This window comes from Bacillus sp. L381 (genome assembly GCF_030284525.1).
GTDB lineage: Bacteria > Bacillota > Bacilli > Bacillales > Bacillaceae > Bacillus > Bacillus amyloliquefaciens.
In genome coordinates, this window is the sequence record NZ_CP127224.1 from 1514782 (window position 1) to 1529530 (window position 14749).

At 47.3% G+C, this 14749-nt stretch carries 14 protein-coding genes; all 14 read left to right on the forward strand.

The features are described from left to right. Positions 1-5 precede the first annotated feature (5 nt). The 14 genes from sdaAA to QRX25_RS07780 all read left to right on the forward strand — a co-directional run bounded on the left by sdaAA (position 6) and on the right by QRX25_RS07780 (position 14711). The gene (gene sdaAA / locus QRX25_RS07715; RefSeq protein ID WP_071346829.1) at positions 6-908 is read left to right on the forward strand and encodes an L-serine ammonia-lyase, iron-sulfur-dependent, subunit alpha; all 903 of its coding nucleotides are present in this window, start codon (positions 6-8) and stop codon (positions 906-908) included. After that, positions 886-2934: an ATP-dependent DNA helicase RecG gene (gene recG, locus QRX25_RS07720; RefSeq protein ID WP_289707644.1), complete on the forward strand. Its 2049-nt coding sequence runs from the start codon at positions 886-888 to the stop codon at positions 2932-2934. Before sdaAA ends, recG begins: the two co-directional genes overlap by 23 nt. Before the next feature lie 105 nt (positions 2935-3039). After that, positions 3040-3606 (forward strand): transcription factor FapR, encoded by a 567-nt coding sequence (gene fapR / locus QRX25_RS07725; protein ID WP_013352229.1) that lies wholly within the window; start codon positions 3040-3042, stop codon positions 3604-3606. A 13-nt stretch (positions 3607-3619) separates the two neighbouring features. Beyond that, positions 3620-4630, forward strand: a complete 1011-nt coding sequence (gene plsX / locus QRX25_RS07730; RefSeq protein ID WP_065981432.1) for a phosphate acyltransferase PlsX — start codon at positions 3620-3622, stop codon at positions 4628-4630. A gap of 18 nt (positions 4631-4648) precedes the next feature. Continuing rightward, positions 4649-5602, forward strand: coding sequence for an ACP S-malonyltransferase (gene fabD / locus QRX25_RS07735; RefSeq protein ID WP_212101332.1), 954 nt, complete (start codon positions 4649-4651; stop codon positions 5600-5602). Then, positions 5595-6335: a 3-oxoacyl-[acyl-carrier-protein] reductase gene (fabG, locus tag QRX25_RS07740; protein WP_212101335.1), complete on the forward strand. Its 741-nt coding sequence runs from the start codon at positions 5595-5597 to the stop codon at positions 6333-6335. The genes fabD and fabG overlap by 8 nt, the downstream gene beginning before the upstream one ends. 84 nt (positions 6336-6419) lie before the next feature. Beyond that, positions 6420-6653 (forward strand): acyl carrier protein, encoded by a 234-nt coding sequence (gene acpP, locus QRX25_RS07745; RefSeq protein WP_003154310.1) that lies wholly within the window; start codon positions 6420-6422, stop codon positions 6651-6653. A 138-nt stretch (positions 6654-6791) separates the two neighbouring features. Then, positions 6792-7541: a ribonuclease III gene (rncS, locus tag QRX25_RS07750; RefSeq protein ID WP_013352233.1), complete on the forward strand. Its 750-nt coding sequence runs from the start codon at positions 6792-6794 to the stop codon at positions 7539-7541. A gap of 100 nt (positions 7542-7641) precedes the next feature. Continuing rightward, positions 7642-11202, forward strand: coding sequence for a chromosome segregation protein SMC (gene smc, locus QRX25_RS07755; protein ID WP_212101338.1), 3561 nt, complete (start codon positions 7642-7644; stop codon positions 11200-11202). A gap of 19 nt (positions 11203-11221) precedes the next feature. Then, positions 11222-12211: a signal recognition particle-docking protein FtsY gene (gene ftsY / locus QRX25_RS07760; protein WP_013352235.1), complete on the forward strand. Its 990-nt coding sequence runs from the start codon at positions 11222-11224 to the stop codon at positions 12209-12211. 189 nt (positions 12212-12400) lie between these two features. Next, positions 12401-12733, forward strand: a complete 333-nt coding sequence (locus QRX25_RS07765) for a putative DNA-binding protein (protein WP_003154299.1) — start codon at positions 12401-12403, stop codon at positions 12731-12733. Positions 12734-12747: 14 nt separating this feature from the next. Beyond that, on the forward strand, positions 12748-14088 hold the full coding sequence (gene ffh, locus QRX25_RS07770; RefSeq protein WP_212101340.1) for a signal recognition particle protein: 1341 nt from the start codon (positions 12748-12750) through the stop codon (positions 14086-14088). Between the two features lie 105 nt (positions 14089-14193). Further along, complete coding sequence (gene rpsP / locus QRX25_RS07775) at positions 14194-14466, forward strand: 30S ribosomal protein S16 (protein ID WP_003154296.1); 273 nt, start codon at positions 14194-14196, stop codon at positions 14464-14466. Continuing rightward, complete coding sequence (locus tag QRX25_RS07780; RefSeq protein WP_007611392.1) at positions 14466-14711, forward strand: KH domain-containing protein; 246 nt, start codon at positions 14466-14468, stop codon at positions 14709-14711. Before rpsP ends, QRX25_RS07780 begins: the two co-directional genes overlap by 1 nt. Positions 14712-14749 lie beyond the last annotated feature (38 nt).

Here is a 14749-nt window from a genome sequence, read left to right on the forward strand (position 1 = left end):
ATGACATGTTTCGTAATGTAAAAGAATTAATAGAAATCACTCAAGAAAAACAAATTCCGATTTCAGAAGTAATGATCACTCAAGAGATGGAAGTGACGCAAAAAACACGGGAAGAAATCTTTCAAGGAATGGAGCGCAATCTCTCCGTCATGGAAGCCGCGGTAGAAAAAGGGCTGAAGGGCGTCAAAAGCCAGACCGGTTTAACAGGCGGAGACGCCGTGAAACTTCAGGCATACATCCAATCGGGTAAAAGCCTGTCAGGCAATCTGATTTTAGACGCCGTTTCTAAAGCTGTGGCGACAAATGAAGTCAATGCGGCGATGGGAACGATCTGCGCCACGCCGACTGCCGGTTCTGCCGGGGTTGTGCCGGGAACGTTATTCGCCGTAAAGCATAAGCTGAACCCCACAACGGAACAAATGATCCGTTTTCTGTTTACGGCCGGAGCGTTCGGTTTTGTGGTGGCAAATAATGCGAGTATTTCAGGAGCGGCAGGAGGCTGTCAGGCGGAAGTCGGATCAGCATCAGGTATGGCAGCCGCTGCGATTGTGGAAATGGCGGGCGGAACGCCTCAGCAATCAGCGGAAGCAATGGCGATTACGCTTAAAAATATGCTCGGTCTCGTATGTGATCCGGTCGCCGGCTTGGTAGAAGTGCCGTGTGTCAAACGAAACGCAATGGGAGCATCCAACGCAATGATCGCGGCAGATATGGCGCTGGCGGGAATTACAAGCCGCATTCCTTGCGATGAAGTCATTGACGCGATGTACAAAATCGGCCAGACGATGCCGACAGCATTGCGTGAAACGGGACAAGGCGGTTTAGCCGCGACACCGACGGGAAGAGAATTAGAGAAGAAAATTTTCGGAGGAGCGCTGAAATCAAGTGAAACACCATCAGCAAACTAGTATAGCGGAGATTAAGGGCATTGGGCCGGAAACAGAAAAAACATTGCAGGAACTGGGTATCTATGACATTTCTGATCTTCTGAATTATTTCCCTTACCGTTATGATGACTATGAGCTGAGGGATTTGGAAGAAGTTAAACATGAAGAAAGAGTTACAGTAGAAGGGAAGGTTCATTCTGAACCTTCTCTTACCTATTACGGCAAAAAACGAAACAGGCTGACATTCAGAGTGCTTGTCGGCAATTATTTAATTACCGCGGTCTGCTTTAACCGTCCGTACTTAAAAAAGAAACTGACGCTCGGTTCTGTCGTCACGATATCCGGGAAATGGGATAAACACAGACAGACCGTTTCTGTGCAGGAATTAAAAAACGGTCCTCATCAAGAAGATAAAAGCATTGAGCCTGTTTATTCCGTTAAAGAAAACGTCACTGTTAAAATGATGAGGCGGTTTATTAAGGAAGCTTTGAAGCACCATTCGGACAGTATTGTCGATCCGCTTCCTGAAAAATTGAGAATCAGTTACAAGCTGCCTGATTACAAACAAGCCCTCCAGACGATGCACCAGCCGGAAACGAGGGAATCGTTACAGCAGGCAAGACGCAGGTTTGTTTACGAAGAATTCTTATTATTTCAGCTGAAAATGCAGGCGTTCCGTAAAGCGGAAAGAGAACAGTCAAAAGGCATCAGCCATGTGTTTCCGGCTGAAAAGCTCGCCGCTTTTACGGACAGCCTTCCGTTTTCGCTCACAAACGCACAGATGCGCGTGCTCCGTGAAATTACCGCTGATTTGACATCTCCTTACCGTATGAACCGTCTGCTGCAAGGCGATGTCGGTTCAGGGAAAACGGCCGTCGCCGCCATCGCTTTGTACGCTGCGATTCTGTCGGGGTATCAGGGGGCTTTAATGGTGCCGACTGAAATTCTGGCCGAACAGCATGCCGACTCTCTCGTATCGTTATTTGCAAATAAAGATGTGAATATCGCGCTTTTGACGAGTTCTGTTAAAGGAAAGCGGCGCAGGGAGCTTTTGGAGCGGCTTGCTCTCGGAGAAATTGATATTTTAGTAGGGACCCATGCCTTAATCCAGGATGAAGTGGAATTTAGAGCGCTGAGCCTTGTCATTACGGACGAGCAGCACCGGTTCGGAGTCGAACAGCGCAAAAAACTCAGGAATAAAGGCCAGGATCCGGATGTGCTGTTTATGACAGCCACCCCGATACCGAGAACATTAGCCATTACCGTCTTCGGAGAAATGGATGTTTCCGTTATAGATGAAATGCCCGCGGGGCGAAAGCAAATCGAAACGTATTGGGTGAAACACGACATGCTGGAGCGGATTTTGGCTTTTATTGAAAAAGAGCTGAAGCAGGGAAGGCAGGCCTACATTATCTGCCCGCTCATTGAAGAGTCGGATAAGCTGGATGTTCAGAATGCGATTGACGTATATAACATGCTGTCTGAGGTTTACCGCGGCAAATGGAATGTCGGCCTGATGCACGGGAAGCTCCATTCTGATGAGAAAGATCAGGTGATGAGAGAATTCAGCGCCAATCAATGTCAGGTTCTTGTGTCAACAACTGTCGTAGAAGTCGGGGTGAACGTTCCGAATGCGACGATTATGGTCATCTATGACGCCGACCGTTTCGGGCTGTCTCAGCTCCATCAGCTCCGCGGCCGGGTCGGACGGGGAGACCACCAGTCTTTCTGTATCTTGATGGCCGATCCGAAATCCGAAACCGGGAAAGAACGGATGAGAATCATGTCGGAGACAAACGACGGCTTTGAACTGTCTGAAAAGGATCTTGAGCTGCGCGGTCCCGGCGATTTCTTCGGGAAAAAACAGAGCGGTATGCCCGAGTTCAAGGTGGCGGATATGGTTCATGACTACAGAGCTTTGGAAACGGCCCGCCAGGATGCGGCCAATCTGGTGTCATCAGAGGCTTTTTGGAAAGATGACGAGTACCGCATGCTCCGCGCTCAACTGCTCTCAAGCGGTGTCTTAGAAGGGGAGAAATTAAGCTGATCTGCAAAATTCGGCGGCTTTCAAAAAACAATCATTGCATTCCAATCTATGAAATTATATACTACTATTAGTACCTAGTCTTAATTGTCCGGATGGTGTTTACAGATGAGAAGAAGCAAGAAAGAACGCCAAAAATTATTGCAGCAGACGATCAAATCGACACCCTTCATCACAGATGAAGAATTAGCGGGGAATTTCGGCGTCAGCATTCAGACGATCCGTTTAGACCGCTTAGAGCTCTCAATACCGGAGCTGAGAGAAAGAATTAAAAACGTGGCAGAACAAACGCTTGATGATGAAGTAAAATCACTGTCGTTAGATGAAGTGATCGGTGAAATCATTGATCTGGAGCTTGACGGCCAGGCCATTTCTATATTAGAAGTAAGACGCGAACATGTTTTCAGCCGCAATCAAATTGCGCGGGGGCATCATTTGTTTGCGCAGGCGAACTCACTCGCCGTAGCCGTCATTGATGATGAGCTGGCGCTGACCGCAAGCGCAAATATCCGCTTTACAAGACAGGTGAAAGAAGGCGAGCGCGTCGTTGCGAAAGCCAAAGTGACGGCAGTCGAAAAAGAAAAAGGCAGAACGGTAGTTGAAGTCAACAGCTATGTGGGAGAAGAGGTCGTGTTCTCCGGCATCTTTGACATGTACCGTTCAAAACAATCATAAAGGTGGAGCATGCATGAGAATAGCTGTAGATGCAATGGGAGGCGACAACGCACCCAAAGCTGTTATTGACGGAGTAATGAAGAGTATTGAGGCTTTTGATGATCTTCATATTACGCTGGTCGGTGACAAGACAACGATAGAATCACACTTGCCAACAACATCAGACCGCATCACCGTATTGCACGCCGATGAAGTGATTGAACCGACGGATGAACCGGTCCGCGCCGTACGCAGAAAGAAAAACTCTTCTATGGTGCTGATGGCGCAGGAAGTGGCTGAAAACAGAGCGGACGCCTGCATCTCAGCGGGGAATACGGGCGCCCTCATGACAGCGGGACTGTTTATCGTCGGCAGAATTAAAGGAATCGACCGGCCGGCTCTTGCGCCGACGCTTCCGACCGTATCAGGGGACGGTTTCCTTCTTTTGGACGTGGGAGCCAATGTCGATGCCAAACCGGAACACCTTGTCCAGTACGGAATTATGGGATCTGTATATGCACGGCAGGTTCTCGGAATCAGCTCGCCCCGCGTCGGCTTGTTAAATGTCGGCACGGAAGAAAAGAAAGGAAACGACCTGACAAAAAAGACGTTTGAATTATTAAAAGAAACAAACGTGCATTTTGTCGGAAACGTTGAGGCGAGAGACTTGCTGGAAGGCGCTGCTGACGTCATAGTCACAGACGGCTTTACGGGCAACGTCACTCTGAAAACATTGGAAGGTTCAGCGTTATCGATTTTCAAAATGCTGAAAGATACATTGACGTCAAGTTTTGTTTCTAAGCTGGCAGCGGGAGTGCTGAAGCCGAAGCTGATGGAAATGAAACTGAAAATGGACTATTCTGAGTACGGCGGAGCGAGTCTTTTCGGACTGAAAGCGCCTGTGATTAAAGCGCACGGCTCTTCTGACGCACGCGCTGTTTACCACGCGGTGCGCCAGGCGAGAGAAATGGTGAGCCAAAACGTGGCCGCATTTATAGAAGAAGAAGTAAAAGAAGAAGTAAAAGAAGAAAAAACAGATGAGTAGTCTGGAGGTTACCGCATCATGAGTAAGATTGCATTTTTATTTCCCGGACAGGGATCACAATATATCGGTATGGGAAAAGACCTGTACGAACGTGAAGAAGCGTCAAAACGTATTTTTGATGAAGCGGATGAAACGCTTGAAACAAAGCTGAGCTCGCTCATTTTTGAAGGCGACGCTGAGGTATTAACCCTTACATACAATGCGCAGCCCGCGCTGTTGACAACAAGTATTGCCGTATTGGAAAAGTTTAAAGAATCCGGCATCACGCCGGATTTCACAGCCGGACACAGTCTCGGAGAATATTCGGCGCTTGTTGCGGCGGGAGCGATGACATTTAAAGATGCCGTTTACACGGTAAGAAAACGGGGAGAATTCATGAATGAAGCCGTGCCTGCGGGAGAAGGCGCAATGGCTGCTATTCTGGGGATGGATGCGGAGTCCTTGAAAAAGGTGACGGATCAAGTGACGGAAAACGGCCATCTCGTACAGCTTGCAAATCTGAACTGTCCCGGCCAGATCGTGATTTCCGGAACGGCAAAAGGCGTGGAGCTGGCTTCAGAAGAAGCGAAGAACAACGGCGCAAAACGGGCGATCCCATTAGAAGTAAGCGGACCGTTCCATTCTGAATTAATGAAGCCCGCGGCGCAAAAACTTGAAGACGTGCTCAGTGCCTGTGATGTGAAAAATGCGGCTGTTCCCGTTATTTCAAACGTTTCGGCTGACGTCATGACAGACAAAGACGATATCAAGAAGAAACTGATTGAACAGCTGTACTCACCTGTACGCTTTGAAGAAACGATTAACAAACTGATTGATGAAGGCGTCACGACATTTGTTGAAATCGGGCCCGGAAAAGTGCTTTCAGGCCTTGTGAAAAAAGTGAACCGCCGCCTTAAAACAATCGCGGTTTCTGACCAAGAAACCATTGAACTGGCGATTCAAACGCTGAAGGAGGAGAATCAGGATGCTTAATGAAAAAACAGCAGTGGTAACGGGAGCGTCCCGCGGAATCGGGCGGGCGATCGCGCTTGATCTTGCGAAAAACGGCTGTAACGTAGTAGTCAACTATTCCGGAAATGAAGCGAAAGCGAACGAAGTCGTAGATGAGATCAAATCTTTGGGCCGAAACGCGATTGCGGTAAAAGCCGATGTATCAAATTCCGAAGAAGTACAAAACATGATGAAAGAGGCTGTCGCTGAATTTTCTTCAATCGACATTCTCGTCAACAATGCGGGGATTACAAAAGACAATCTTCTCATGAGAATGAAAGAAAATGAATGGGATGACGTCATCAACATTAACCTGAAAGGTGTTTTCAACTGCACGAAAGCCGTGACAAGACAGATGATGAAACAGCGCTTCGGCCGGATTATCAACGTATCATCAATCGTCGGCGTCAGCGGAAACCCCGGACAGGCGAACTATGTGGCGGCCAAAGCCGGTGTGATCGGCTTGACAAAGTCGTCAGCCAAAGAGCTTGCAAGCCGCAATATTACGGTCAATGCGATTGCTCCGGGCTTTATTTCCACGGATATGACGGACAAGCTTTCTAAAGAAGTCCAAGATGAAATGCTGAAGCAGATTCCGCTCGCGCGTTTCGGGGAACCTTCCGATATCAGCAGCGTTGTCACGTTCCTTGCTTCTGAAGGATCGCGTTATATGACGGGCCAAACCCTTCATATTGACGGCGGAATGGTGATGTAAAGATTTGTTTTTAAAATTTCATCCTAGTTTCTCTAGTTTTTTAAAAACGAATCCACTATAATACTTGAGGGGAGGTGAATTGCTATGGCAGATACATTAGAGCGTGTAACGAAAATCATCGTAGACCGCCTTGGCGTTGATGAAGCTGACGTCAAACTTGAAGCTTCTTTCAAGGAAGACTTAGGTGCTGATTCCCTAGATGTAGTTGAGCTTGTTATGGAACTTGAAGACGAGTTTGATATGGAGATTTCTGACGAAGATGCTGAAAAGATTGCAACAGTCGGCGACGCTGTGAACTACATACAAAACCAGCAATAAGCTGATGCTAAAAGTCCCGCCTGACAGCGGGGCTTTAGCCCTTTAATCGTGCGGTTACCGGCGTCTGACGCTGTACGCGCTGCCGATTCCGTTTACGGCGGGGAGCGCGGTGAACCTGATGTGCCTATGGAGGTTACTATGTCAAAACACTCACATTTTAAAGATAAAAAAAAGTTCTATAAAAAAATAGAGCAATTTAAAGAGTTCCAAGAACGGATTTCGGTTCATTTTCAAAACGAGAAACTTTTGTATCAAGCATTTACACATTCATCTTATGTGAATGAGCATCGGAAAAAGCCGTATGAAGACAATGAAAGGCTTGAATTTTTAGGTGACGCTGTTTTGGAACTGACGATCTCCCAATTCTTATTTGCCAAATATCCGGCCATGAGTGAAGGAGATTTGACGAAGCTGAGAGCCGCTATCGTATGCGAGCCGTCACTCGTCTCCCTTGCCCACGAATTGTCATTCGGCGATCTTGTTCTCTTGGGTAAAGGAGAAGAAATGACGGGCGGCAGAAAGCGTCCTGCGCTTTTAGCGGATGTGTTTGAAGCGTTTATCGGCGCACTGTATCTGGATCAGGGCCTTGAGCCGGTTCAGCAATTCCTGAAAGTGTACGTGTTCCCTAAAATAAACGATGGTGCTTTTTCTCATGTGATGGATTTCAAAAGCCAGCTTCAAGAATTTGTACAGCGGGACGGAAAAGGATCGCTTGAGTACAAAATTCTCAATGAAAAAGGGCCCGCCCACAACCGGGAATTCGAGGCGCTTGTCTCTCTTAAAGGTGAGGCGCTCGGTATCGGGAACGGACGTTCCAAAAAAGAAGCCGAGCAGCATGCGGCACAGGAAGCTCTTGCAAAATTGCAAAAACACCATACGAAACAATAAATCCCCCTGTATCCCTAGGGGGATTTCAATATGTCTGCGCCTGATATAAGCGGGGGATTATGATAATATTGAGATACTTATACGATAAGGAGGATCTGGGATGTTCCTCAAACGTTTAGACGTTATAGGATTTAAATCATTTGCAGAACGGATATCCGTTGACTTTGTAAAAGGCGTCACGGCAGTTGTCGGGCCAAACGGCAGCGGAAAAAGCAACATTACCGAAGCCATCCGCTGGGTGCTCGGCGAACAATCAGCCCGCTCGCTTCGGGGCGGAAAAATGGAAGATATCATTTTTGCCGGAAGTGACTCACGCAAACGGCTGAATCTTGCCGAAGTCACTTTAACACTTGATAATGAAGATCATTTTCTCCCGATCGATTATCACGAAGTCAGCGTGACGAGACGGGTCTACCGTTCCGGAGAAAGTGAATTTCTCATCAACAATCAGCAGTGCCGACTGAAAGACATCATTGACTTATTTATGGACTCCGGGCTCGGAAAAGAAGCGTTTTCTATTATCAGCCAGGGGAAAGTCGAAGAGATTCTCAGCAGCAAAGCGGAAGACCGCCGCAGTATTTTTGAAGAAGCGGCCGGCGTGCTGAAATATAAAACAAGAAAGAAAAAAGCGGAAAACAAGCTGTTTGAGACGCAGGATAACTTAAACAGGGTGGAAGATATTCTCCACGAGCTTGAAGATCAGGTCGAACCGCTTAAAATCCAGGCATCAATCGCCAAAGACTACTTAGAAAAAAAGAAAGAGCTTGAGCATGTCGAAATCGCCCTTACCGCTTTTGATATCGAAGAACTGCACGGCAGATGGTCGGGTTTAAAAGAAAAGGTGCAGGCGGCAAAAGAAGAAGAATTGGCGGAATCATCGGCGATATCTGCTAAAGAAGCGATGATAGAAGAGACGAGAGATAAAATTCACGCGCTTGATGAATCCGTCAACGAGCTGCAGCAGGTTCTGCTTGTGACCAGTGAAGAGCTTGAAAAGCTGGAAGGCCGGAAAGAAGTGCTGAAAGAGCGTAAAAAAAACGCCGCGCAAAACCGGGAACAGCTTGAGGAATCCGTTACACATTACACGAACAAAGAAGCCGAACTGAAAGCGGACATTGAAAAACAGTCTGCCGTCTTTGATAAGCTGCGTGCGGAAGTGAAGCGGTTAAATGCCCAGGTGAAAGAAAAGCAGCAGGCTCTCAGTCTGCATAATGAAAACGTAGAAGAGAAAATCGAACAATTAAAAAGCGATTACTTTGAATTGTTAAACAGCCAGGCGTCGATCCGCAATGAGCTGCAGCTTTTAGATGACCAGATGTCCCAATCTGCCGTTCAGCAGGCGAGACTGACCGCAAACAATGAAAAATATCTTCAGGAACGAAATGATATTTCCGTCCGCAAAGCGGCGTGCGAAGAAGAATTGGCCGCTGTTGAAGCGGACATTCACAATCAGGTCGGCCGCTACCGCGAAGTCCAGACCGCATATGAGCAGAAAAAACGCCAGTATGAAAAGAAAGAATCAGCGCTGTATCAGGCATATCAATTTGTACAGCAGGCCAGATCCAAAAAAGATATGCTTGAAACGATGCAAGGCGATTTTTCAGGGTTTTACCAAGGCGTAAAAGAAGTGCTGAAACAGAAAGAGCAGCTCGGCGGCATCCGCGGCGCCGTTCTCGAACTGATTTCTACCGAACAAAAATATGAAACGGCGATCGAAATTGCACTCGGCGCAGCGGCACAGCACGTTGTCACAGACGATGAGCAGGCGGCGCGGAAAGCGATTCAATATTTAAAACAGAATTCCTTCGGCCGCGCGACGTTCCTGCCGCTTACGGTCATGAAGCCGCGCCAGCTCCAAACCCGTGATGAACAGACGGCTTCGAAGCATCCTTCTTTTCTCGGAACAGCGAGCGGGCTTGTCACGTATGATGCGGCATATCGAAATGTCATTCAAAACCTTCTCGGCACCGTGCTGATCACTGAAGATTTAAAAGGCGCGAATGAGCTGGCCAAGCTTCTCGGCCACCGCTACCGCATCGTGACGCTTGAGGGCGATGTCGTCAATCCCGGCGGATCAATGACGGGCGGCGCAGTCAAAAAGAAAAACAATTCTCTGCTCGGCAGAAGCCGTGAGCTTGAGACGGTAACTGCGCGGCTTGCTGAAATGGAAGAAAAAACAGCTCTGCTTGAAAAAGAGGTCAAAACACTGAAACAGGCCATTCAAGAGCTTGAACATACGCTGAGCGGTCTCCGGGAAGACGGTGAAGCTTTCAGAACAAAGCAGCAGGATGTAAAAGGCAGGCTGTATGAACTTGAAGTCGCCGAAAAGAACATCAATACCCATCTGGAGCTTTACGATCAGGAGAAAGCATCACTGACGGAAAGCAGCCGGGACAAAGAGACGCGTAAATCAGCGCTGGAAGAACAGCTGCGTGAGGCATCCGGCCAGCTGAAAGATCTTGAGGAAGAGATGGACAGGCTGACAAAACAAAAGCAGACCCTATCCTCAACAAAAGAAACGCTCTCTCATGAACTGACAGAATGTAAAATTGCCGCAGCGAAAAAAGAACAGGCGTGCTCGAGTGAAGAAGACAATCTCAAGAGGCTGAAAAAAGAGCTTGAAGAAACGCAGCTCGCTCTGAAAGAAACACGGGATGATTTAAGCCTGCTGACCTCAGAGATGACGTCCAGCACAAGCGGCGAGGAGCAGCTTGAAGAAGCGGCTCAACACAAGCTTCACGATAAAACGAGAACGATCGAATTGATTGCCAGCCGCCGCGACCAGCGCGTAAAGCTCCAGCGGGCTCTTGATACGAATGAGCTTGAGCTGAAAGAGATGAAACGGCTATACAAGCAAAAAACAGAAATTCTGAAAGATGAAGAGGTAAAACTCGGCCGGATGGAAGTTGAGCTTGATAATCTGCTGCAATATTTACGCGAGGAGTACAGCTTATCTTTTGAAGGGGCGAAAGAAAAATATCAGCTCGAAATCGAGCCTGAAGAGGCGAGAAAACGGGTCAAACTGATCAAACTTTCAATTGAAGAGCTTGGCGCGGTCAATCTCGGCAGCATCGATGAATTTGAAAGAGTGAACGAACGGTATCAGTTTTTAACAGAGCAGAAAAATGATCTGACGGAAGCGAAAAATACACTGTTTCAAGTCATTGAAGAAATGGATTCTGAAATGTCGAAGCGATTCCATGAAACGTTTATCCAGATCCGTTCTCAATTCAACGACGTGTTCCGTTCCCTGTTCGGAGGAGGGCGCGCTGAATTGAAGCTGACCGACCCGAATGACCTTCTCAACTCCGGAGTGGACATTATCGCGCAGCCTCCGGGCAAAAAACTGCAAAACTTAAATCTTTTGTCAGGGGGAGAACGGGCGCTGACTGCCATTGCCCTTTTATTCTCCATTTTAAAAGTAAGGCCCGTGCCGTTCTGCGTGCTTGATGAAGTGGAAGCTGCGCTTGATGAAGCCAATGTATTCAGGTTTGCGCAATACTTAAAAAAATACAGCGGCGACAGCCAGTTTATCGTCATCACCCACAGAAAAGGCACCATGGAGGAAGCGGATGTCCTCTACGGTGTTACAATGCAGGAATCCGGCGTTTCCCGAATGGTTTCGGTCAAACTGGAAGAAACAAAAGAATTCGTTCAGTAACGAGGAAAGAGGTTGAAAGATGAGCTTTTTTAAAAAATTAAAAGAGAAAATCACGAAACAGACAGACTCCGTCTCTGAAAAATTTAAAGATGGCCTTGAAAAAACAAGAAATTCCTTCTCAAATAGAGTGAACGAACTCGTCTCCCGCTACCGAAAAGTCGACGAAGATTTCTTCGAAGAGCTTGAGGAAGTGCTGATTGGCGCTGACGTCGGTTTTACAACGGTCATGGAGCTGATTGACGAGCTCAAAAAAGAAGTGAAGCTGAAAAACATCCAGGACCCTCAGGAAGTGCAGTCCGTCATTTCTGAAAAGCTCGTCGAAATTTATAACAGCGGCAACGAGGAGATTTCTGAATTGAATATTCAGGACGGGCGCTTAAACGTTATTCTGCTTGTCGGCGTAAACGGTGTCGGAAAAACGACAACGATCGGAAAACTTGCCCATAAGCTGAAGAATGAAGGCAAATCCGTTGTGCTCGCTGCCGGAGACACCTTCAGAGCCGGAGCGATTGAACAGCTTGAAGTGTGGGGAGAGCGTACAGGCGTGCCTGTCATTAAGCAGGCTGCCGGAAGCGACCCTGCGGCGGTTATTTACGATGCCGTACACGCGGCTAAAGCAAGAGGCGCGGATGTGCTGATTTGTGATACGGCCGGCCGCCTTCAGAATAAAGTAAACTTAATGAAAGAGCTTGAAAAGGTCAAACGCGTCATCGAACGTGAAGTCCCTGAGGCTCCGCATGAGGTTCTGCTCGCTCTCGACGCGACGACAGGCCAGAACGCGATGGCGCAGGCGAAAGAATTCTCCAAAGCGACGAATGTGACGGGTATCGCGTTAACGAAGCTTGACGGCACCGCAAAAGGCGGAATTGTTTTGGCGATCCGCAATGAGCTTCATATTCCCGTAAAACTGGTCGGCCTCGGAGAAAAGGTTGACGATCTGCAGCGGTTTGATGCAGAATCTTACGTATACGGTCTCTTTTCGGATTTAGTGGAAAAAGCCGAAGAATAGACAGTCTGTTTCAGCCGGGCGCAAAAAAAGCGCTCCGGCTGTTCGCTTATAAAAGCGGCGGAAATCACCAGCAAACAGACAGGGCGATTACCTGCATTCATTGACAAGATAAAAACTTGACAGACGCTCTGAAACCATGTAAACTATGTTTTTGTAAAGGGATTTGACTTAACAAAGGGGAGAGCTCCAATGTCGCTCGAAAAAACGACGAGAATGAACTATTTGTTTGACTTCTATCAGTCGTTGCTGACGTCAAAACAAAAGAGCTATATGTCGCTTTATTATCTGGACGATTTCTCCCTTGGTGAAATAGCCGAAGAGTATGACGTTTCAAGGCAAGCCGTTTATGATAATATCAAACGGACAGAAGCGATGCTTGAACAATATGAAGAAAAACTGCTCCTTTTTAAAAAGTTTCAGGAGCGTAAAGAAATGTTTACAAAGCTGAAAGAGCTTGCTTCCGGCTTGCAGGAAGAGGAAAAAATGACGGCTCTGATTGAAGCGCTTGAGAAATTAGATTAGGAGGCGGCAAACAAATGGCATTTGAAGGATTAGCCGACCGACTGCAAAAGACGATTTCAAAAATCCGCGGAAAAGGAAAAGTCAGCGAACAAGACGTAAAAGAGATGATGCGTGAAGTTCGTCTTGCGCTTCTTGAGGCTGACGTTAACTTTAAAGTCGTAAAGGATTTTGTGAAAAAAGTAAGTGAACGGGCTGTCGGACAGGAAGTCATGAAGAGTCTGACACCCGGCCAGCAGGTTATTAAAGTCGTAAAAGAAGAGCTTACCGAGCTGATGGGCGGCGAAGAAAGCAAAATTGCCGTCGCCAAACGCCCGCCGACCGTTATTATGATGGTCGGGCTCCAAGGTGCCGGTAAAACGACAACCACGGGGAAGCTTGCCAACCTGCTGCGCAAAAAACATAACCGAAAACCGCTGCTCGTGGCTGCGGATATTTACCGCCCCGCTGCGATTAAGCAGCTGGAAACACTGGGGAAACAGCTTGATATGCCGGTCTTTTCACTTGGCGATCAGATCAGTCCGGTGGAAATCGCCAGACAGGCGATTGAAAAAGCGAAGGAAGAGCATCATGATTACGTGATTTTAGATACCGCCGGACGGCTGCACATCGATCATGAACTGATGGATGAGCTCTCCGGCGTAAAAGAAGTCGCAAATCCTGAGGAAATTTTCCTTGTCGTCGACTCAATGACCGGTCAGGATGCGGTAAACGTCGCCAAAAGCTTTAATGACCAGCTCGGTTTAACGGGTGTCATTTTAACAAAGCTTGACGGGGATACCCGCGGAGGTGCTGCGCTTTCTATCCGCGCAGTCACCGAAACGCCGATTAAATTCGCCGGAATGGGAGAAAAACTCGACGCTTTAGAAGCGTTCCATCCTGAGCGGATGGCATCCCGGATTCTCGGAATGGGTGATGTGTTAACCTTGATTGAAAAAGCTCAGGCGACCGTTGATGAAGACAAAGCCAAAGAGCTTGAGCAGAAAATGAGAACGATGAGCTTCACATTGGATGATTTTCTGGAGCAGCTCGGTCAGGTCCGAAACATGGGACCTCTTGACGAACTGCTGCAAATGATGCCCGGCGCAGGCAAAATGAAAGGCTTAAAAAACATCCAAGTGGATGAAAAACAGCTGAATCATGTGGAAGCGATTATTAAATCAATGACTGTTCTTGAAAAAGAACAGCCGGATATCATCAACGCCAGCCGTCGGAAGCGGATTGCCAAAGGAAGCGGAACATCCGTTCAGGAAGTCAACCGTCTTTTAAAGCAGTTCGAGGAAATGAAAAAAATGATGAAGCAGATGACAAACATGTCAAAAGGAAAGAAAAAAGGCTTTAAATTACCTTTTATGTAATCGGTTATACATGATAAAACCGTTGTTAAGAAAAAACACTTTACAAACACTTTTATCATTGTTAATATACTATCTTGTTGAAATATTTTCGGAGGTGCTAGTAAAATGGCAGTAAAAATTCGTTTAAAACGTATGGGAGCAAAAAAATCTCCTTTCTATCGTATTGTTGTAGCAGATTCTCGTTCACCGCGTGACGGCCGTTTCATCGAAACAGTCGGCACATACAACCCGGTTGCAAAGCCGGCTGAAGTGAAAATCAACGAAGAGCTTGCTCTTAAATGGCTGCAAACAGGAGCTAAACCTTCTGATACAGTCCGCAACTTGTTCTCAAGCCAAGGAATTATGGAAAAATTCCACAACGCTAAACAAGGCAAGTAATGACTGATCAGAACTTGGAAGATTTGATTGTCAGCATTGTGGCTCCGCTTGTCGACCATCCGGAAGACATAACGGTCACAAAAGAAGAGACCGATCAAAAGATTGCGCTGCGCTTATCTGTCAATAAGTCAGATACCGGTAAAATTATCGGAAAGCAAGGCCGGACTGCAAGAGCGATTCGAACCGTCGTTTTTGCAGCTGGCGCACAGTCTTCTAAGAAAGTTCAATTTGAAATATTTGACTGAAAGGGAGAGGGCCGGCACCTCCCCTTTTTTTACACGTA